Origin of the sequence: Bartonella heixiaziensis, assembly GCF_046245125.2 — a bacterium.
GTDB classification, from domain to species: Bacteria; Pseudomonadota; Alphaproteobacteria; order Rhizobiales; family Rhizobiaceae; genus Bartonella; species Bartonella heixiaziensis.
In genome coordinates this window covers 297,160-318,778 of sequence record NZ_CP176404.1, presented here as the reverse complement: position 1 = coordinate 318,778, position 21,619 = coordinate 297,160, and the positions used below count along the sequence as shown (strand labels likewise).

The following is a 21,619-nucleotide window of genomic DNA, read 5'->3' as shown; positions in this document are numbered from 1 at the left end:
CAGCTGTATCATAATTACAAAAACGAACAAAGAAAAGCGCCCTAACATATTTTGCTTCTTCATAAATGAATAAGTGCATTGCCTTTTTTAAATCTATTCAACTTTACTGTGAAGCTGTATGAAAGAAATCCATCACAATAATGTATGATTTGTAAAATAATGTGTCTTCATCTGATTTCATTATTCAGATCCTAACCGGTTCATGTAGATAAACTGCATATGTAAGATAATCAACAAGTAAGAGATACCAAACAAATTGTCTATCACAGTCTTCTTCTAAAGTTGTCGCTGGCCAGTTTTCGAGTATCTAGATCTTTATCTCTCTTCTAATTATAAAAACTGTTGTTTCCATAACCAAGTGGATTATCATCTGCTTCATTGAGAATTATGGAGCACTTTTTTATTGCGCTTGATCTAAATCAGGACATATCCAAAGCCTACGCAGGTAGATTATAACCCCCAAATTCATATGCAAAGAAAAAAGAAAGCTTTTGCGCATTTCGTAAATTGAGAGTATCCCTTTACAAACAATTGCTCGATAAATCCTTACACTCGATACTTATTCACCCTCGAAAATAATAGAATGCTCCCACGCGATTACACATAAAGTTCTAAGTGGTCATATGGGAAAAGAAAAATATCGATAGAAAATATTTCATAAATTATATTTTGCATAATTGCGTGAATAATCTAATGCAACCAAATTTTGTGAGCGCTCTCATATTAACCTCTGCATTCACAAAGCTCCGCTCACATGATATGCATCTCTCACACAAGAGCGGTACTTCCCCTCTTTGGCTAAACGCGCTTGTAGAGAATTCTCCACGCTCCTACACACATGAAATCTTCTGTTATTCCAAATCCCTTTAGCGCTCAAAAATGCTTATCCCTTATCAAGTCCATAAACAGCATGTAATGTTCTGACCGCAAGTTCAGTGTAAGCACTATCAATCAAAATGGAAATCTTAATCTCTGAAGTCGTAATTGCCTGAATATTAATACCTTTTTCAGACAGAGCCTTAAATGCTGTAGCAGCAACACCGGCATGACTGCGCATTCCAATCCCAATAACAGATACCTTGGCAAGATCGCTTTCAAATTGAATAACGTCAAACCCTATCTCTTGACGATTTTTCTCAAGAAGCGCAACGGCTTTATCTACATCTGTTGATGGTACAGTAAAAGTCATATCGGTTTTTGAGCCATCTTCAGAAATATTTTGCACAATCATATCGACATTAATCCGCTCTTCAGCTAAAGGGCCAAAAATTGCTGCGGAAATCCCTGGGCGATCTGCAAGTCTACGAAGTGAAATTTGCGCTTCATCCTTAGCAAAAGCAATACCAGTAACATTCTGTTGTTCCACGATTTCATCCTCATCGCAAATAAGTGTTCCAGGAGAATTCATTGGATCTCCCATGCCTAAAGCATCAGGATCCTCAAAACTTGAGCGCACAAAGGTACGGACTTTATGAACCATAGCCAGTTCAACAGAACGAACCTGTAAAACCTTTGCCCCAAGAGAAGCCATTTCAAGCATTTCTTCAAAAGCCACTTTGGGTAAACGACGTGCCTTAGGTTCTATACGTGGATCCGTTGTATAAACGCCATCCACATCTGTGTAAATATCACAGCGATCAGCTTGTATAGCCGCCGCTATAGCAACAGCACTCGTATCTGATCCGCCACGCCCTAAAGTAGAAATCCGATTATCCGGAGCTATCCCCTGAAAACCAGCAATAACTGCTACCTGACCTTCTTGAAAACACTGTATTAAAAAAGATCCATCAATATCTGTAATACGTGCACGACTATGCGCACTATCTGTATGGATAGGAATTTGCCAACCGAGCCATGAACGCGCATTCACTCCCATTGCTTGGAGTGTAAGAGCCAATAAACCCGCTGTTACTTGCTCACCAGAAGCAACAATCACATCATATTCGTAATCATCTTTATGCATCGGTGAAGCGTCACGTGTCCATTGAACAAGTTCATCGGTTTTTCCAGCCATCGCAGACACTACAACAGCAACCTCATTGCCTGCTTCCACTTCTCTTTTGACATGCCGTGCAACATTACGAATACGTTCAATGTCTGCCACAGACGTCCCACCGAATTTCATGACAATACGTGCCATCAATAACACTCTCACCTTTACGTTTCTTATCTCAAACGATAATGTAGATAAGATCTTACTGCCGTATCAAAAATTGTTTTTTCACATACCGAATATCTACAATTTGTGCAAGTTTAGTTATGTTTATATTAATTTCTCTTGACTTTATAATAAAATCTACCTGTCTTTATCATAAAAAAGTAAAAGGAAAGCGACATGACAAATGAAATGCGTACCACAATTGATCAGAATGAAATTGATCACTTTTCGCGTATTGCTGCGGAATGGTGGAATCCAAAGGGAAAATTTCGACCACTTCATCAATTTAATCCAACGCGTCTTGCTTATATTAGAGAAAAAATCTGTCTAGCATTTAATCGTGATCCTATTTCACTTACGCCCTTCAAGAATTTAAAAATTCTCGATATTGGTTGTGGAGGAGGTTTGTTATGCGAACCAATGGCACGTCTTGGTGCTACGGTTGTCGGAGCTGATGCTACGCAAACAAATATTGAAGTCGCAAAAATCCATGCAATCCAAAGCGGACTTTCAATTGATTACCGTACTACTACGGCAGAAGCGCTCGCCAATGAAGGAGAGAAATTTGATATCATCCTCAATATGGAAGTTGTTGAACACGTTGCTGATGTCAATCTCTTCATAGAAGCTACAGCAGAAATGCTTAACCCCAAAGGGTTGATGTTTGTTTCAACACTCAACCGCACATTGAAAGCATGGGGGCTAGCTATTATAGGCGCAGAATACATTTTACGTTGGCTTCCTAAAGGAACTCATGATTATAAAAAATTCCTAAAACCTCATGAACTTAAAAATTTCTTATCAAAAAATGCTCTCACTGTCGTTGATGAGATCGGTATTACTTATAATCCATTAAACGACAGCTGGAATCGCTCAAGAGATATGAGCATTAACTATATGCTTCTCGCAAAACGTCCTTCATAGAGCACACAATAACCTACAGCTATTTCGTACCTTCCAGCAAAGAATTGAGCTTCCCCTCATCTTCTAAAGCGTATAGATCATCGCAACCGCCGACATGATAATCACCTATAAAAATTTGTGGAAATGTATTACGTCCATTCGCTCGCTGCACCATTTCTTGGCGAAGAGAAGTTGATGCATCAAGATCTGTATATTTTATCCCTTTTTTATCAAGCAAATCACGCGCTCTTGCGCAATAAGGACAGTTAGGACGTGTATAAAGTATTACTTCTTTCATAGTATTATTCTCCAATGTTTTCAAAATAGTGCCAACCTAAGTCTCTTCTCAAGAATCAGGTAGTATGGAAGCCTCTTTTAGTACACGCGAAAATGTTAGCACATCCACCTGCCGTGCACCTGCACGCTTTAATGTTGCAGCCGCCGCTGTAACAGTTGCACCTGTAGTGAAAACATCATCAATCAACAAAATAGAACGCCCCTTTAGATATTTTTTAACTTTATGCGGCACTTCAAAGGCATTCAACACATTAAGTTTTCGTTCCTTAGCAGATAGACTAACCTGTGGACGTGTATGTCGACAACGTACAAGCCAGCCGGGTTTAAAAATTTTTTTCTGTTTTACCGCAATATAACGAGCAAGCTCAGCAGATTGATTATAACGTCGTTTAAAAAAACGACGAAAATGCAAAGGAATGGAAATAATGACATCACAATCATCAATAATCTCGCGCCCAGCAAAAACCATCCAATTTGCCATAAAAGATGCCAGTTCTATATGATCACCATATTTCAATCGCGTTACCAGAGCTTGCGCCACCCCTTTATGAATAATAGCAGAACGAACACGCGAAAAAGGAGGAGAATTTTGAAGTGCTTCACCACTGAGAAAACCATCTCCCATATCACAAACAAAAGGGATTCCCATAACAGGGCAATAAGGTTTTGTGATAAATTGAAGACCTTTCCAACACTCAGAGCAAATCGTACCACAAGCAGAAACTCTTTGCTTACATCCAGGGCAAATTGGCGGATATAAAATTGTCAGCAAGTGCTCAATGAACTTATTTAATATATTCCTGCCATTTAAAGCCACTTCTTGAAAACATAGCATCGTTAATTCAGGCTTTTATAGCTTCCCTGTATAAAAAAATCTTTTGTATCTTTTAACTTTAATTCCTTTATAGACTCTTACTCTTTATATTTTTTTTCTTTCACATCATAACTTGACAGAGCTTGTGTAAAAATGAACCTTTGAAAATATACTTTGAATCATAGAGCGAAAGACCTCAACGACATGTCATACTCTTTAATTTTTGATCATGCCCGTATTGAACAATTCCGCAAACGTGCTTTCCAAAATGCAAAAGAGGGATACGATTTCTTACTGTCCTCTATGGCTGAGGATCTCTATAAACGTCTCAGTACTGTTGATCGTCGCTTTACATTAGCTCTAGATTTACACAGTCATACAGATCTTGCCGCGCAAGCTTTGATAAAATCTGGAAAAGTCCATTCTATAGAACGCGTCGAAACCGACATGCTCTATCAAAGTCATGACAAAAAATTTCATTTACGTCATCGAGAATTGCTTGATTTTCCTCGACATTATTGTGACCTTATCGTCTCAATTCTTTCATTACAATTGACCAATGATACCCCTGGGGTTCTTAGTCAGATAAAAAATATCCTTAAACCAGATGGCTTATTTCTTGCTGTTATGGCAGGAGCTGGTACGTTAAGAGAATTGCGCGAAAGTTTGCTGCAAGCTGAAACTGAGATTTATGATGGAGTTAGTCCAAGAATTTATCCCTTTGCTGATATTCGTGATGCAGGGGCTCTTTTACAACGTATTGGTTTTGCCTTACCCGTAGCAGATGTTGAAGAGATCACTATACGCTATAATACAATGTTTGATCTTATGCATGATCTTAAAGCTATGGGAATGCAAAACGCACTCATCAATCGCTCACGACGTCCCGTATCCAAGCGTTTTTTCCTTCGCGCTGCTGAAATCTATGCCGAACGATTTAGTGACTCCGATGGCCGTATTCGTGCACATTTCTCTTTCATCTGGCTGTCTGGTTGGGCTCCTGATAAAAATCAACAAAAACCTATGCAACCAGGCCAAGCTCAAATATCTCTTGTAGATATTTTAGAAAAAAACAACCAAAACAAAAATAAGAAAAACGTAACCCCGACATAAACATCATCTCTCAAAAATGTTTTTATCCGTTGTACGCAACATCTGACTGGTTATAGTTCCCGCCACCATTGAATCACTTACGTTTAACGCTGTACGCCCCATATCAATGAGAGGTTCAATAGAAATAAGGACAGCAACCAAAGAAACAGGAAGTCCCATAATTGGTAAAACAATCAATGCAGCAAAAATAGCACCACCACCAACACCAGCAACACCAATAGAACTCAAAGTTACGACACCAACAAGAGTAGCAATCCAAGTAGGATCAAGAGGATTAATACCCATTGAGGGGGCTATCATAGTCGCAAGCATCGCTGGATAAAGACCTGCACAACCATTTTGTCCAATTGTTGCCCCAAAAGAGGCTGCAAAACTTGCAATTGATTGTGGTACACCGATCCACTGCGTTTGTGCCTCAATGTTCAAAGGAATGCTTGCAGCACTTGAACGACTGCTAAAAGCAAATGTCAAAACTGGTAAAACCTTTTTGAAAAAGCGGACTGGATTAATCCCTGATATACCAAGCAATATACCGTGAACTCCAAACATAATGATAATACCAATATAAGAAGCAATGACAAAAACCAATAATTTTAAGATATCTGCAATATTTGAAGTCGCTCCTACCTTAGTCATAAGTGCAAAAATACCATAAGGCGTCAAAGCAATTACAATACGGACTAACCGCATAATCCAAGCTTGTGCGACCTGAATAAATAAAAGCGCTTTTTCCCCTTGTTCTGAATCATCCTTCTTTAAAAGAGTAACAGCAGCTCCTAAAAATGCCGAAAAGATAACAACACCGATAATTGATGTACGCTTGGCTCCACTTAACTCAGCAAATGGATTTTTAGGAATAAAGGATAAAATCATCTTTGGTACGCTCATATCTCCAAGTTGAGAAACACGCGACTCAAGAACAGCAGACACATTTTGCCCTTCATGTACCAAACCGTTCACTGTTAATCCAAAAAAGTTAATTACCAAAACACCAACCAATGCTGAAATAGCTGTTGTAAAAAGTAATATTGAAATCGCCATTACACTAATTTTACCAACAGCATAAACAGAATGCAAATGAGCTACTGCTGAAACGATAGAAATAAAAACCAATGGCATAACAATCATTTGCAGTAACGAAATATAACCATCAGCAACAATATTAAACCATTCGACAGATTTCAACAGAGTCGCTTCCCCTCCCCCGTAAATAACCTGCAAAACAGTTCCAAAAATCAAGCCAAAAACAAGGCCTAGCATGACGCGCAGAGAAAGACTCCATTGCATTTTCTTACTTTGAGCAAGCCATAACAAAAAAATAACAAATAGAAATAAATTGATAAAAAAATTAAATGTCATTGTTTATGCCTATTATCGTTGTGCTTGATATTAAAAAATAACGCATAGCTCAAAACGAATGCGTAAAATCTAAAAATGAAATATAAAGCTTGTGATGCTTTTATAAAATCATTATTTTTTAATTTATAGGCTAGAAGAGAATTTTTTGTCTCTTGATAATTCTTTAAAGAAGATAAAAAATCAAATGAGCTCATTTTCCTACTATCCATAGGGTTTTATTTTAAAATAATTTTTTTAGCAAAAAATAAAATACAAACAGCTACCATTGTATTTCAATACGCCTTATCATTTGAATTATGCTATTATCACTCTTCTATTATTTGAATCGGCAAGAGCTTTCTTAGCAACGATAAATAAGCTACCAAAGAGCCCATGGCTTATTTTTCTTAATACGACGATATCAAAACATCCTTGCCAATTTTATGATCAATATTTTCAGCAGTTTTCATTGCCACCTGCAAAAGAAAACACTACTTTAGGCTGAGAGAGTAGCATGATAATATTGATCTGCTATTTGGTATAAATAAAGATAACAATACCTCATAAACCTTGCATTGTATCCTTCATGAATAAACACTAGGAGACGCAATGTCCCTTGTAAAAGATAGTCCATGAATGGTTAACAATAACGGTACACATTTCTCAATAAGTGCAAAGTGTTTTTCTTGTTTCAAAATCTTAATAGGCGTATTCTAAAAAAACTGGTTCCACAGCCTTTCCCCAAATAGAATGATAATTGGATAAAAGTTTATCAGCATCTGTCTGCCCCATAACAATTACTTCTTCCAAGGGATTCAGAAAATTTGTCTCATCGTACCCATCAACATTACACTTCCGGCGATTTTTTAAGCCTTTGCGCGAAATAGCAATAACTTGACGTGCCAATTCTAAAATGATGGTCTGACGAAAAGGTGTTTTTAAACCTTCTTTTGGGACACGTTTGCGCAGCTCTAAAACTTCTTCAAAACACCAATCTTTTGTCAATGCCTCCGCCTCATTTAGTGCTTCACTATCATAAAGAAGGCCAACCCAAAAAGCAGATAAAGCACAGATACGCTGCAAAGATCCTCCATCAGCACCTCTCATTTCTAAAAATCGTTTTAAGCGTACTTCGGGAAACAAAGTCGATAAATGATTAATCCAATCTCCTATATTTGGAGTTGAATTTACAACCTGCCCTTTTAAAGCCCCATTCATAAATTGGCGAAATGTTACATGTGTACAATCATGATAATGGCCATTGCGGACAATGAAATACATTGGCACATCCAGAGCCCATTCAACATAATCTAAAAAGCCAAAATGCTCAGAAAATATAAAAGGAAGGACTCCAGATCTCTGATTATCAGTATCGCACCAAATTTCAGAACGCCAAGATAAAAAGCCATTTGGACGCCCTTCTGTAAAAGGTGAACTTGCAAATAATGCTGTTGCAATAGACTGTAACTTCATTGATACTTGCATTTTTCGCCGCATATCAGTTTCAGAGGAAAAATCAAGATTAACCTGAACTGTCGATGTTCGATACATCATATCAAGACCACTTGTGCCAACTTTCGGCATATAATCGGTCATAATTTGATAACGTGACTTGGGCATCCGCGGAGTTTCAGCTAATGTCCACTTTGGACTAGCACCAATACCGAGAAAACCAATACCCAATGGCTCTGAAATTTTCTTGAGAAGAGTTAAATGCTCCATCACCTCACAATAAGTATGACCAATTGTCTCCAGCGGTGCACCAGATAATTCAAATTGCCCTCCAGGTTCCAAAGAAATAGCACCTTGACCAATCGATCCTACGAGTCCAATAATATTTCCTTCATCTAAAATGGGGGTCCATCCTAAAACTTCTTGCATCCCCTCTAGAAGCGCACGGATTCCCCTTGTACCATCATAGGGAACAGGACGGAAACCATCTCTATAGAATGGGAATTTTTCATGTTCTGTACCAATACGCCAATCATTTTCTGCTTTACACCCCCCTTGGAAATAGCTAACCAGGGAATCTAAGTTATAAATTTCACTTTCATCAGTTATATCAAGCGCCATAACTTATTTTATCCTATCATTAGTTCCATCATTTCTAAGTGAACCATTTAGAATGATTTTACAAACTTCTCAATCAATTGACCAATCCACTATACTGGCATTAAGAAGAGCTAAAGCGGCAACAGCTGCAGTATCAGCACGCAAAATACGCGGACCTAATGATATAGGAATCACAAAAGGATGTTTTTTTAAAAAACTCCGCTCTTCTTCACTAAACCCACCTTCTGGTCCAATGAGGACGCCCAATGCCGTAACTGCGTGCTTCTTTAAAGCAGGCAGTGGATTATGCAATTTGTGCGCTTCATCACAAAAAAACAAAGGTCGTGTCTGATCCCAATGTGCTAAAAGCTCTGCTAACGACACAGCAGGTACACATTCAGGTAGAGATAAAATACCACACTGTTCAGAAGCCTCAATAACATTAGCTTCCATACGAGCTATATTGATACGAGTAACCTGTGTATGATGTGTTATCACAGGCTGCAAAACTGATCCCCCCATTTCTACAGCTTTTTGCACCATGTAATCCAAACGCGCATTTTTGAGTGGAGCAAAACAATAAATGAGATCCGTATGCGCCGTTTGCAATCTTTCTTGATGTGTAAGCTGAACTACAACAAATTTTTTCCCAATGGTGATGAGTTTAGCAAGCCACTCACCATCCTGTCCATTAAAAAGTAAAATCTCAGCCCCTTCTTGCATACGCAAAACACGTACAAGGTAAGAAGCTTGCGGCCCCTCTATCTTTATTTCTTTATTCAAAGCAAGTGGCTGTCGAATGAACAATCTTTTAAGTTGATAATTTATGCGCATAAAAATTGTGCCAGAGCTAACCATCCTCATCAAAAAATGAACAAAATATATAACAAAAAGAAAAAAATATATCTATAGAACTATAATCTATAAAGGACTATACAGTTTTTTTAGCTTTATGAGATAATGATCGGAACAAACAGGATGCTAAGTGATTCTGCTTTCATACAAGCTCATAACAAAAGATCATTCACCATTGCGTTTTGTGATTGCATGATTGGAGGAAAAATATGTCTGCAAAAAAAGCCACCGTTATTACTATCACCACCTTTCTAGCTTTTATCCTGATTACTGTGGGAATTGGCTCCGTTGGAGCAGATGGAAAACATACAATCACTGAAGATGGCTATGGAATTTCTTCTCAAATCCAATAAATCTAAACTACATATCATTCAAATTTTTATATTAACGCAATATTTTTCAACAATTTTCTGAGATCTGCGTCAATATTGAAGAACAACGATCAATCTATATCGATATTTTTTTCTACCCAAAGATTGCCGTGTTTTTGCCCTTTAGAACTAAGAGAAAAAGCAATAGGCCATGCAAGGCTGTTAGTAAGACACTCGACATCTCTACAGAGAGTTTCTGAGCTATTGCTTTTTCGTAATTGTGCCTGCAATGTAAATTCTTTCTGCCGCTTTCGGGCAATTGCAGCTGCAATCGCCCCCTGAATTGATAAATTCCAGTCTGCCGTACGCATCAATGATTCTGCTATTGTCATTGTGTCGTCTGAATATCTCGTCTGAATATCCCAATGATCAAAGGCTGTAGATAAGGAGTCATTACTCACTAAAAGAAATTGGTCCTTTTCTGAAAGTGTTGCCTGCAAATCATTCAAATCATACCCTAACAGCCAACCAGAAGACATATTCAGTGTTACTTCACCCTGCATTTTCGTAAAAAATTCCGACCAAAAACGAGCAAGCGTGCGTATTGTCATGGTAAAATTAGCTTTGCTTTTTACAAATGGGATAATTCCTAGAGCCTCTGAAGCAGCTTGCGTATCAATGGAAACACCTGAAGCGTGTCCTTCAATACGCACTTTCTTATCAACTGGTGTAATTTGCATGTTACTTTGAAGTGATCCACCAAAAACATCCGCATGTCCAAGGTCAAAAATAATATGCCCATTTCTTATTTGTATCGCAGCAGCTAAATTAGTCAGTGCAATATTACCTACTTTTACTTGAGGAGAAGAAAGGCGTACATCTACCCCAATGCAATCAAAGGTCTTCATATCAAAGAGTGTTTTCTTTTCTTCAACTAAAGAAAAGAGCGATTCCAAGGGATTAAAGTCGAGGCTATCAAATGCTAAAGATCCAATTACGATTGGGACATAATCCTGAAAATCAAGCTCTAAAGCTCCACGTGCGCTTGTTTTACCCATTGTAAATGTCACATTATTCATTTTGATATGCATTGGCTGCGCTAAAAAACGAGACTCCCATACAATAGGTGTTTTCAACCTATGACCCCAAAACTGATTGTTTCCAATCCAATACAATGTCTGATTCCACCCTGGGGAACGCATTGATACCTTGCCGTCAAAAATGTAATATTCAGCTAATCGTGCCTGCCCTGTAAAGGTTATACCACCACGCACAGAATTGACGCTTGCTTTAATCTGGCTTTTCCCTCCTGCTAAAAGCAGCAATGCTTGGTCGGCATCAATCGATAATTTTGTCAACTCTCCACGCCAACGAGCATCCGCACGAAACCGCATTTCCTGCATTGATTCTGGCCAATCTAAAGTTGCATTTAATCCCGTTATTTTTTCTGGCACACCGGTAATACTATCATGATAAACGAGCGTTCCATTTTCAATAACAATCCGCCCAAAAGGTTGGTTCAAAAGACGCTTTATATCTGGCCTGTCAGGGTTATGCTTTAATATTTCACGAGCATTACGTATCGCTAATCCTAAAGCACCTTGTGAGCGAGAAAATCTATCAAAAAAATCAGCTACTGTTTTAACGGGCTTTTCCATAACAAATTGTGGACGCACAATCCGCGTCTCTGAAAAGGAAACATGCCCCCGAAGAAGATCTACCAAAGAAAGATCAACTTCTATCGATTCAGCTTCCATTAACGGTACAACATTATTAATTTTTGATGTAAAAGTAACGCCAGAAAGAAATGCTTTAGGATAAGGAAAAAGATTTAACCTTGGTGGATCACGTAATTGCACATTATAACCCGTCCACGCACTCAAATCTTGTGCCAAACGAACACGAATCACATCTGTTGACACAAGATAAGGTAAAATGAGAATACCAACTCCAAACAAAAAAACAATTGCAATAAAAATCCCGCTCAAAAATTTTATTATTCTGGCGCGCACAATCTTCCTCTATATTTTGCCCCTATAACAGAATTAAAAGCACATCTAAATTATTGTTAAAAAACTTCTTATAGTTCTAAAATCCGTCATATCTCATTTCATAATTTCATTATTCTTGTTCTTATCCAAAGTTTATTGGAACGGCAATATTGCTGCTTCCTAACAAAATAATTATTTTAAAGTCTTCTGAAAACTCTAAAATATACAAAACTAGCGAACCACTTTTAGCATTAACAGATTAATACTGCTACAAAGCTCTATTGTATCGTCAGCAAATGCTTTACAAAAACACTAAACAGCCCTACTGAAAGGACCGCTGCCATGAACAATATTATCGACGGAAAAAAGCTCGCTGAAGAGATTATTGTGAAAGTTAAAGCTGAAACAACAAAATTGCGCAATAACTATAAGATACAACCTGGTATCGCTGTTATCATTGTTGGAGATGACCCCGCAAGTCAGGTATATGTCACATCAAAGAGCAAAAAAGCCGAAGAATGTGGTTTTTTTTCAATTAAACATATAATTTCCAAAGAAGCACAAGAAAAAGAGCTCCTTCAACTCATTGCAGCATTAAATTCTGATCCAAAAATCCATGGTATTTTGGTGCAACTTCCTTTACCTGCTCATATTAACACAAGCCGCATAACACAAGCCATCGCTTTCCAAAAAGATGTTGATGGTTTTCATTATATTAATGTAGGAAAACTTGCAGCAAACGCACTTGACGATGCTATCATTCCCTGCACCCCAGCTGGTGCTATGATGATGATTGAACAACAATGTGGACGAGATTTATCCGGTCTTGATGCTGTTGTTGTTGGACGCTCTAATATTGTTGGCAAACCTATGGCTGCACTCTTAACAGCAGCGAACGCTACTGTGACGATCGCTCATAGTCGTACCCGAGATCTTGATGATGTGTGTCGTAGCGCCGATATTTTAGTCGCAGCTGTAGGCCGCCCAAAAATGATTAAAAAAGACTGGGTTAAAAATGGCGCTGTTGTTATTGATATTGGCATTAATCGCATTGAAGCACCAGAAAAAGGTATAGGAAAAACGCGTCTTGTCGGGGATGTTGATTTTGAAGAAATAAAAGGGAAAACTGCTGCAATTACCCCCGTTCCAGGAGGCGTTGGACCTATGACAATTGCTATGCTGATGGTTAATACGCTCAAAGCCGCTACTCGATTACATAATCTGCCTGTACCCAAATTCTAAGGATTTTACGCGCTTTCATTGCACGTGCATTACTTTTCACCTTTTCGCGCTTTACTGATGCTATAATAACACAGATGCTCCTTGATCTGCACTATTAACTGATTGACGAAAAACACGAAAAAGCTCGCGCCCAATACCATATTCATTCTTTGAAAGATCGGGAGGTATAATCGTTCGTGCATTAAATTTTACCATATCTTCTAAAACAGCTAACTTACCCAAATGAGTGTCAAGACGAACTGTATCACCATCCTGCAAACGTGCAATGGGACCATTATCCAAAGCTTCTGGTGTCACGTGGATTGCAGCAGGAATTTTTCCTGACGCACCTGACATACGACCGTCCGTTACCAATGCCACCTTTTGCCCCCGATCTTGTAAAACACCTAAAATTGTTGTTAATTTATGAAGCTCTGGCATACCGTTCGCTTTGGGTCCTTGGTAGCGAATGACAGCGATAAAATCTTTGTCATTCAACGCGCCAGATTGAAAAGCCTCTTGCAATCCCTCCTGATCATTAAAAACGACAACTGGAGCTTCAATCTGCCAATGCTCAGAGTTAACGGATGAAGTTTTTATAATAGCTGTCCCCAAATCTCCCGATAAAACACGAATACCACCATCAGACTGAAACGGTTTCCTCCACCCCGTTAACACCTTATCATTACCACTTTCATTGAGAGCGGGCTCACGCACCACATTACCATCAGCATAAAGCTTTGCTTCAATTGCATAAGCATTGAGATCTTTACCAAAAACTGTACGGACATCTTCATGAACTAAACCAGCCTCAATGAGCTCGCGAATAACAAATCCCATACCACCAGCTGCATGAAAGTGATTTATATCAGCCAAACCGTTAGGATAAATCCGTACTAAAAGAGGAACAACTGAAGAAATTTCTGCAATGTCATGCCATGTTAAGCGAATACCGCAAGCAGCAGCCATAGCAATCAAATGAATCGCATGATTGGTAGATCCTCCTGTTGCATTTAATCCTACAATAGCGTTTACGAAGGAACGCTCATCAACGATTATACCAACTGGACTATAATCATCGCCAAGAGTTGTCATTTCAAGCACACGCTCAGTAGCTTCCCTTGTTAAAGCATCACGTAACGGGGTATTGGCATTGATGAAAGAGCTTCCCGGCATATGTAGCCCCATCATTTCCAGTATCATCTGATTGGAATTAGCAGTCCCATAAAATGTACATGTTCCAGGTCCATGATAAGAACGGGCTTCTGATTCCAGCAATGTTTGTCGATCTATCTTATTTTCCGCGTAAAGCTGACGTATTCTTGCTTTTTTATCATTCCCTTGACCACTTGTCATAGGACCCGCGGGAATAAAAATTCCTGGTAAATGACCAAATGTTAGTGCTCCAATCACCAAACCAGGTACGATTTTATCACAAACTCCAAGGTACAGCACCGCATCAAACATATTGTGTGATAAGCCTATAGCTGTCGCCATTGCAATCACTTCACGGGAAAAAAGCGAAAGTTCCATCCCCGCATTTCCTTGCGTTACACCATCGCACATTGCAGGTACACCACCTGCCACTTGTGCCACACCACCAACCATACGGGCAGCCTCTTTAATTAAGTGAGGAAAAGTCTCAAAAGGTTGATGTGCTGAAAGGATATCATTATATGCCGTGATAATACCGATGTTCCCAACAATATTACGCTTCAAACGTTTTTTATCTATTGGACTACAGGCAGCAAAACCATGAGCTTGATTGGCACATCCCAAAAAACTCCGCTTTGGACGATTTTCTTGCGCCTTTGCAATACGATCTAGATAAACTTCTCGCGTCGGGAGAGAACGCTCATAAATTCTTCGTGTAACCGTAGCAATTGTTTTTGAAAGTGCCATGTTTATTCCTTGTTTATATGCACGTCTCAACACCTAAAAAGATTAAGTATCAACAGCTTCCCTGTCATGTTCTACTTCATTTATTTCATTTTCTGTAGGCGACCAATAAACCTGAACAAGCTGATTGGCATTGCGTAAAACTGCTCGAACGGGCAGTTCCATTTCAGATCCCTCCTGACAAACTGCTTCAAAACAATCACGTTTCTGAAAACCCTCAAAATGAAGAATAATGCAACGAGATTGCATTATAACCGGTAAAGTTAGCGTGAGTCTTGGCTCAAGAGCACTCTTCGCATGAAGTGGTAAAACAAGTGCCTGTGTTTGAAGATCAAGCGCTTGTTTCAAACGATCAGCATCAGGAAAAAAAGAAGCAGTATGCCCATCCTCCCCCATTCCTAAAACAACAACATCAAAGGGTCTAGGCAAAGTATTGATACGACTAGCTGCTGAAAAAGCCGCAAGCTCGGCAGTAATTGCTTTCTGATAAAGTCCTACAAAACGTGCTTTAGCCGCAAAATTTTGTAATAAATAGCGCCGTACAACATGTTCATTTGAACGCTCATGATGAGAAGGCACAAAACGTTCATCAACCAAAGTGATGATAATATTTTCCCAATCAATATCCGCTTTTGACAAATAATGAAAAAACAATTCTGGTGTTTTTCCACCAGAAACTGCTAAAATTGCTCGCTTACGCTCAAGAATAGATACACTAAGCTCTGCTGCGACTCGATCAGCCAATGCCAAGGCTAAATCTGTGGGCGTTTCAAAATTTAAACGATCGATATTTATTCCATACATACTTATTGCTCTAAACTAAGTTGTTCCATGTGCGCCCATCACGTTCCATCAAAACAGCCGAAGCAGATGGTCCCCATGAACCAGCACTATATCCATGAATAGGCTGCTTTATTGCCTCCCATCCCCCAAGAATTGGATCAATCCAACGCCAAGCAGCCTCAACTTCATCACGACGCATAAACAGTGTTTGATTTCCGCGAACTACATCCATCAATAAGCGTTCATAAGCATCTGGATTACGCTGAGAAAACGCAGATGCAAAACGCATATCCAAGGGAATATGACGAAATCGCATACCACCAGGACCTGGATCCTTAATCATCAACCATTGTTTCACGCCCTCATCAGGCTGGAGACGAATAACTAATCGATTAGAAAAAATTTCACCTAAATCCGTATCAAAAATATTATGAGGGATGGGTTTAAAAACGACAACAATTTCAGACATACGCGTGGACATACGCTTACCTGTTCGTAAATAAAAAGGTGTATTCGCCCAACGCCAGTTATTAATCTTAATCTTAAGCGCCACAAATGTTTCACTCTTACTGACTTTTTTTCCCAAATCATCAAGATAAGATTTTACAGAAATACCATCCGATATACCAGCAAGATACTGCCCACGCACAGTATTTTGCCCTACATTATGAACATCGAGAGGCATTAAAGAATGCAAAACTTTAAGTTTTTCATCACGCACAGCATTCGCACTGTTGGTAAATGGTATTTCCATAGCAACCAAACAAAGCAATTGCAGCATATGATTTTGTACCATATCGCGTAGTGCACCTGCACTCTCATAATATTCTATACGCCCTTCCAATCCTAAAGATTCAGAAACCGTTATCTGAACATGATCAATATAATTAGAGTTCCATAACGGCTCATAAAGTGTATTAACAAACCGCAATGCCATTAAATTTTGAACAGTTTCCTTGCCAAGATAATGATCAATGCGAAAGATTTGATCTTCATCAAATACTCTTGCAAATGTATCATTAAGCTCAACTGCTGTTTTTACACTGCGGCCAATAGGTTTTTCAATGATAATACGTGTTTGCTCCGTCACCAAACCGTTTTGTCCCAATCGCATCGCGATATCACCCAAAAGTGGCGAACCAACTGCTAAATAAAAAGCCCGAATATCAGCAGTTTTTTTTGAGAGCAAGAGAGCTAAATCTCCCCACCCTCGATTCGAGGTAACATCAACAGAAACATAGGTTAAACGTGCAAGAAAACGATTAAGCTCAATTCGGTTGAGGTCTTTGGGATGAACATATTTCTCTAGAGCAGCACAAACAAAATTTTGATACTCTTCACAACTCAATAAAGAACGCGAAACCGCAATAATCCGTGTTGGCTCACTAAATTGTCCAACACACTGACAATGATAGAGAGCAGGTATAAGTTTACGTGATGCCAAATCACCATTACCGCCAAAAACAATACAATCAAAAGGGGAGACTGGAATAATTTTACTAACCATAAACTTGTCTATTTTCCCATTCGATTACAAAAGTTTAAATAGTTTGTAGAAGCTCCACTCATTAAAGCAGACAGATGCTAAACAAGCCATTAATTTTCTTCACTTCAAACGATATCTAATTAAAAACGATCCATCAAGGAAAACCAATGCATTGCTAAAAATACCAATGGATGACGAAAAACTCTTCCCCCCAGAAAAGGAGAAATTTTTAAGTCCTGAAAATACGCAAAACGCTCAAGCTTTCCAGTCAACCATTCAGCATATAATTTCCCTATAAAAGGAGCAAGCATGACCCCGTGTCCTGAATATCCGCCACAATAAGTGATACCTGGCATAAGTTGACGAACATAGGGCATACGTTCAACAGTAATAGCCACCGTTGCACCCCAACAATGAGTGAGATTTATAGACCTTAGTTGAGGATAAATTTCAGCAATCTGCCGTCGTATACGTTCATCTAAATTCGTAGGGTGTTGATTATCGTAACTTTCTACTCCGCCAAATAATAAACGATTATCAATACTTTTGCGAAAATAGCGAACCATAAAACGAGAATCATCCACAGATTCGCCCCCCCCAAGAATCGAACACTGCTTTGGTAATGGTTCCGTTGCTCCAATATAAGAGCGGAGAGAAACAATCTTTTTCTCAACAAAACGCTGAAGTCCAAGCTGATACGCATTGGTCGCTAATAAGACATGCTCAGCCTTTGCGTTGCCTCGCTCTGTTCTTACGACACAATAGCTACCATTACGCTCTACCGCCATTGCTTGTGTCTTCTCATAAAGTTTAGCGCCAGCGTTTTTTGCTTTTCTTGCCAACCAAACAACCAGCTTTAAGGGATTTATATGTCCAGTATCCGCATCATAGATACCACCATAATAAAAAGAGGAACCAAGTCGTTCAGCTGTTGCAGCTTTATCCATAAAAGTAAGTCCCTTATACCCATAACGCTGCATCGCCTCAACATGCCTCTGATACGCACTTATTTTACGTTCTTTATGGATAACTGAAAACTGTCCTGCCATAAAGTCAAGAGAGCAATCAGATAGTGCATCCCAAGATAAAACATCCCTTTTAGCTTCCTCCGCTAAATCAAACAGCACCTTACTCCGTTCAAAACCATACTGTTTTTCTAATGTTTCTATCCATTGACGATGACCTGTCCCTAATTGGCCACCATTGCGTCCCGACGCACCATCGCCAAAACGTGAAGCTTCAAACAAAACAACTCTCACTCCTGCTTTTGCTAAATGATAAGCAGCTGAAAGCCCTGTAAATCCACCTCCAACAATAACCACATCGCACTGTATTTGCTCGTCTAAAAATGGATAAGAGGGGCGCTCTTCTAAAGTATCCTCATACCAAGAAATTCCTGGAGAAATTTGATTATCATCAATCATTGGCATAAAACTTAAACATTAAGCAGAAGATATTCACGCTCCCACGGGCTAATTACTTCCATAAAAGTTTCGAATTCTTGTCGTTTGATAGCAGCGTAAGTACTTACAAATGCATCTCCTAAAATAGCACGTACCGCTGTATCTCGTTCAAACAAATTAACCGCCTCAATCAGTCCACGCGGTAATTCGATATTATCAGCATTCACAGTTTTTGTTGCCGGCTCATCTGGTTCAAGCTTTTGCTGTAAACCAATGAGACCACAAGTCAAAGAAGCTGCGAGAGCTAAATAAGGATTAGCATCTGACGAAGGAAGTCTATTTTCAACACGCCGTCCTTGTGGAGCAGAACGTGGTACTCGAAAAGCTGTTGTACGATTATCATAACCCCATCGCAAATTAACAGGTGCTGAAATATCAGGCATAAGACGTCTATAAGAATTAACATAAGGAGCAAGCATCACAAGAACCCCAGCCATATGTCTTTGTAAGCCACCAATAAAATGGCGAAAACAGACACTTTCGCTCCCATCCCTTTCTGTAAAAATATTAGAACCCGTTTTTTGGTCAACAACCGATTGATGAATATGCATAGCAGAACCGGGCTGCCCCTGGATAGGTTTCGCCATAAACGTTGCATACATATTATGTTTAAGTGCTGCTTCACGAATTGTTCGTTTAAACATAAAAACTTGGTCGGCCAATTCTATAGGATCACCATGACGTAGATTAATTTCAAACTGTCCGGCTCCCTCTTCATGAATGAGCGTATCAATTTCTAATCCTTGCGCCTCTGAAAATTGATAAATATCATCAATGAGCTCATCGAATTCATTAACACCAGCAATAGAGTAGCCCTGTCCACCACCGATTGAGCGGCCAGAACGACCCACTGGAGGAACTAAAGGATAATCAGGATCGGGATTCTTTTCTACCAAATAAAATTCAATTTCTGGTGAAACAACTGGTTTTAGCCCCATTTGCGTGTAAAAATTAATTACTGATCGTAAAACATTTCGTGGCGTATAATCAACAACCTGCCCATTTTGATAAACAAGATCACAAATCACTTGTGCGGTAGGAGCATCTTCCCATGGCACAATGCTTAATGTAGAAAGATCAGGCTCAAGGCGTAAATCACCATCTGTTTTAGGATATTCAAAACCATTGCCATCTTCAGGATAATCTCCTGAAATTGTTGCCATAAAAACTGCTGAAGGCAATGCCAATGATGTCTCTGATATGAATTTTTTAGACAGCATCATCTTACCACGTGCTACACCTGCTTGATCAGGTGTAATACACTCGATGTCTTCTACTTCTCGGAAGGCAAGCCATTGCGAAACTTGTTCCCAATTGTTTACACCGCGTAAGTTTTTTACAAAATCGGCAATAGGCTTACATTTTTTTCTTTTCATTTGTTCACTATTTCTTACAGCCATACAACACCAATTCAGAAAACAATTATCCCCATTTTATAGAATCATTCACGCATAAATACCATGCAAAACCTCATCCCAATTGATTGTTTAAGGATGACATAACCTTTATTAAGATAAAATACACTTTGCGCTCTCTAAAGCCACTTATTCTAAAAAACAAAGTGAAAAAAATGGTACGGTTGGTGGGATTTGAACCTACGACCTCTGGTGCCACAAACCAGCGCTCTAACCAGCTGAGCTACAACCGCATAAAACAAACAGCAAATGGCTCATAATTACTCACTGTTTGATAAATTACTTAACTCTTTATCTTCTGTGACATAAGGAAGATCAAAAGAGTTTGCAAGTCCTTTAAAAAAAATCCTCCATTTTTTATCAAAAAACAATAGTTCTATTCTAAAGAAAGCGCACGTCTTGCCCAATCCTCGGTACTGTGATCACGATAAGCTTTTATAGTATCAACACCATCCTTCTGCATAAGCTGCAAAACTTCTTTCAAAATGGTTACAGCAAGGTGCGGCCCTTCATAAACCATTCCACTATAGAGTTGTATCAAATCTGCACCTGCCTTAACTTTTTCCAAAGCCGTATACGCATCCCGCACACCTCCAACACCAATAATTGCAATTTCTTTACCCAATTTTTGACGCATCTTGGCAAGTACAATAGTAGAACGCTCAAACAGTGGACGCCCTGACAACCCTCCTTCTTCGCTCATAAATACCCTATTCGCAAGTCCTTTTCGTGAAAGAGTGGTATTGGAAATAATCAAACCATCAAAATCAGAAAGTTTTATTTCTTCAGCCACATCATCCAATTCCTTCTCTGACAAATCAGGAGCAATTTTTAAAAAAATCGGAACCAGAAATCCGTGCTTTTCCTTTTGTTCACTGCGCGCTTGCGAAATTGCATTGATCAAAAGCCGTAAACTATCACGCATCTGTAAATCACGTAAACCCGGCGTATTAGGCGAAGAAATATTAACCGTGAAATAATTGGCAACATCATAAAAACAGGCAATACCAGCAGTATAATCATCAATCCTATTAACCGTATCCTTATTCGCTCCAATATTGATCCCTACGACCCCATTCCATTTATAGGAACAAAGTCTGTTGTAAACAATTTGATGCCCATCATTGTTAAAGCCCATTCTATTAATAAGCGCTTCATCTTCTATCAAGCGAAAAAGCCGTGGCTTTTGGTTTCCAACCTGGGGTCTTGGCGTAACTGTACCAATCTCAGTAAAACCAAATCCTAAACGTAAAACAGCCTCTATAACCTCTGCATTCTTATCAAAACCTGCAGCAAGACCAATAAAATTGTCAAACTCAAGGCCTGCAATAGTTACACATAAACGCTTATCAACGATCTTCTGACAACTGTTCAACCCACTTTTAAGACCAATAATTGCTAAACGATGTGCATACTCTGGATCCAACATAAATAAAGCAGGACGACCAATACAACGAAAGAAACTCATAAATCTTTCTCCACACAATAAAAACTGTCCTTTGCATCTTCTGAACACTAAA

The 21,619-nt window shown here is 39.0% G+C and carries 17 protein-coding genes and 1 tRNA gene; 4 read left to right on the top strand and 14 right to left on the bottom strand.

Annotated elements, in window-relative coordinates:
• Positions 1–883 precede the first annotated feature (883 nt).
• Positions 884–2,140 carry an aspartate kinase gene (locus ACKC4Y_RS01390; protein ID WP_409361632.1) on the bottom strand — a complete coding sequence of 419 codons (1,257 nt, stop codon included), beginning with the start codon at positions 2,138–2,140 and terminating at the stop codon, positions 884–886.
• A 195-nt stretch (positions 2,141–2,335) separates the two neighbouring features.
• Between ACKC4Y_RS01390 and ubiG the strand changes: the two genes are divergently transcribed.
• A complete protein-coding gene (gene ubiG / locus ACKC4Y_RS01385; RefSeq protein ID WP_409361631.1) occupies positions 2,336–3,082 on the top strand; it encodes a bifunctional 2-polyprenyl-6-hydroxyphenol methylase/3-demethylubiquinol 3-O-methyltransferase UbiG in 747 nt (248 codons plus the stop codon).
• 19 nt (positions 3,083–3,101) lie between these two features.
• On the opposite strand, the gene grxC is transcribed toward ubiG, so the two are convergent.
• Positions 3,102–3,359, bottom strand: a complete 258-nt coding sequence (grxC, locus tag ACKC4Y_RS01380; protein ID WP_409361630.1) for a glutaredoxin 3 — start codon at positions 3,357–3,359, stop codon at positions 3,102–3,104.
• A gap of 48 nt (positions 3,360–3,407) precedes the next feature.
• Entirely contained in the window at positions 3,408–4,193 is a 786-nt protein-coding gene (locus tag ACKC4Y_RS01375; RefSeq protein WP_409361629.1) for a ComF family protein, read from the bottom strand.
• 183 nt (positions 4,194–4,376) lie between these two features.
• Between ACKC4Y_RS01375 and ACKC4Y_RS01370 the strand changes: the two genes are divergently transcribed.
• Positions 4,377–5,285, top strand: a complete 909-nt coding sequence (locus tag ACKC4Y_RS01370) for a methyltransferase domain-containing protein (protein WP_409361628.1) — start codon at positions 4,377–4,379, stop codon at positions 5,283–5,285.
• A gap of 3 nt (positions 5,286–5,288) precedes the next feature.
• On the opposite strand, the gene ACKC4Y_RS01365 is transcribed toward ACKC4Y_RS01370, so the two are convergent.
• The 3 genes from ACKC4Y_RS01365 to ACKC4Y_RS01355 form a co-directional block, all read right to left on the bottom strand.
• Positions 5,289–6,644 carry an L-cystine transporter gene (locus ACKC4Y_RS01365; protein ID WP_409361627.1) on the bottom strand — a complete coding sequence of 452 codons (1,356 nt, stop codon included), beginning with the start codon at positions 6,642–6,644 and terminating at the stop codon, positions 5,289–5,291.
• A gap of 678 nt (positions 6,645–7,322) precedes the next feature.
• The gene (locus tag ACKC4Y_RS01360; protein ID WP_409361626.1) at positions 7,323–8,696 is read right to left on the bottom strand and encodes a glutamate--cysteine ligase; all 1,374 of its coding nucleotides are present in this window, start codon (positions 8,694–8,696) and stop codon (positions 7,323–7,325) included.
• Positions 8,697–8,765: 69 nt separating this feature from the next.
• The gene (locus ACKC4Y_RS01355; RefSeq protein ID WP_409361625.1) at positions 8,766–9,509 is read right to left on the bottom strand and encodes a 16S rRNA (uracil(1498)-N(3))-methyltransferase; all 744 of its coding nucleotides are present in this window, start codon (positions 9,507–9,509) and stop codon (positions 8,766–8,768) included.
• Between the two features lie 230 nt (positions 9,510–9,739).
• Here ACKC4Y_RS01355 and ACKC4Y_RS01350 point away from each other — a divergent pair, with 230 nt between their 5' ends.
• Positions 9,740–9,883, top strand: a complete 144-nt coding sequence (locus ACKC4Y_RS01350; protein ID WP_409361624.1) for a hypothetical protein — start codon at positions 9,740–9,742, stop codon at positions 9,881–9,883.
• A gap of 89 nt (positions 9,884–9,972) precedes the next feature.
• On the opposite strand, the gene ACKC4Y_RS01345 is transcribed toward ACKC4Y_RS01350, so the two are convergent.
• Positions 9,973–11,853 carry an AsmA family protein gene (locus ACKC4Y_RS01345; RefSeq protein ID WP_409361623.1) on the bottom strand — a complete coding sequence of 627 codons (1,881 nt, stop codon included), beginning with the start codon at positions 11,851–11,853 and terminating at the stop codon, positions 9,973–9,975.
• Between the two features lie 321 nt (positions 11,854–12,174).
• Here ACKC4Y_RS01345 and folD point away from each other — a divergent pair, with 321 nt between their 5' ends.
• Positions 12,175–13,074, top strand: coding sequence for a bifunctional methylenetetrahydrofolate dehydrogenase/methenyltetrahydrofolate cyclohydrolase FolD (folD, locus tag ACKC4Y_RS01340; protein ID WP_409361622.1), 900 nt, complete (start codon positions 12,175–12,177; stop codon positions 13,072–13,074).
• 60 nt (positions 13,075–13,134) lie between these two features.
• Here folD and edd read toward each other — a convergent pair whose 3' ends face one another.
• The 7 genes from edd to ACKC4Y_RS01305 all read right to left on the bottom strand — a co-directional run bounded on the left by edd (position 13,135) and on the right by ACKC4Y_RS01305 (position 21,567).
• A complete protein-coding gene (edd, locus tag ACKC4Y_RS01335) occupies positions 13,135–14,955 on the bottom strand; it encodes a phosphogluconate dehydratase (RefSeq protein WP_409361621.1) in 1,821 nt (606 codons plus the stop codon).
• 42 nt (positions 14,956–14,997) lie between these two features.
• Positions 14,998–15,756, bottom strand: coding sequence for a 6-phosphogluconolactonase (gene pgl, locus ACKC4Y_RS01330; protein ID WP_409361620.1), 759 nt, complete (start codon positions 15,754–15,756; stop codon positions 14,998–15,000).
• Positions 15,757–15,766: 10 nt separating this feature from the next.
• On the bottom strand, positions 15,767–17,242 hold the full coding sequence (gene zwf / locus ACKC4Y_RS01325) for a glucose-6-phosphate dehydrogenase (protein ID WP_409361619.1): 1,476 nt from the start codon (positions 17,240–17,242) through the stop codon (positions 15,767–15,769).
• 119 nt (positions 17,243–17,361) lie between these two features.
• The gene (locus ACKC4Y_RS01320) at positions 17,362–18,645 is read right to left on the bottom strand and encodes an NAD(P)/FAD-dependent oxidoreductase (protein ID WP_409361618.1); all 1,284 of its coding nucleotides are present in this window, start codon (positions 18,643–18,645) and stop codon (positions 17,362–17,364) included.
• 11 nt (positions 18,646–18,656) lie between these two features.
• Positions 18,657–20,084, bottom strand: coding sequence for a glutamine synthetase family protein (locus tag ACKC4Y_RS01315; RefSeq protein WP_409361617.1), 1,428 nt, complete (start codon positions 20,082–20,084; stop codon positions 18,657–18,659).
• Between the two features lie 171 nt (positions 20,085–20,255).
• Positions 20,256–20,332: transfer RNA gene (locus ACKC4Y_RS01310), tRNA-His, on the bottom strand.
• Positions 20,333–20,475: 143 nt separating this feature from the next.
• Positions 20,476–21,567 carry a quinone-dependent dihydroorotate dehydrogenase gene (locus ACKC4Y_RS01305; RefSeq protein WP_409361616.1) on the bottom strand — a complete coding sequence of 364 codons (1,092 nt, stop codon included), beginning with the start codon at positions 21,565–21,567 and terminating at the stop codon, positions 20,476–20,478.
• Positions 21,568–21,619 lie beyond the last annotated feature (52 nt).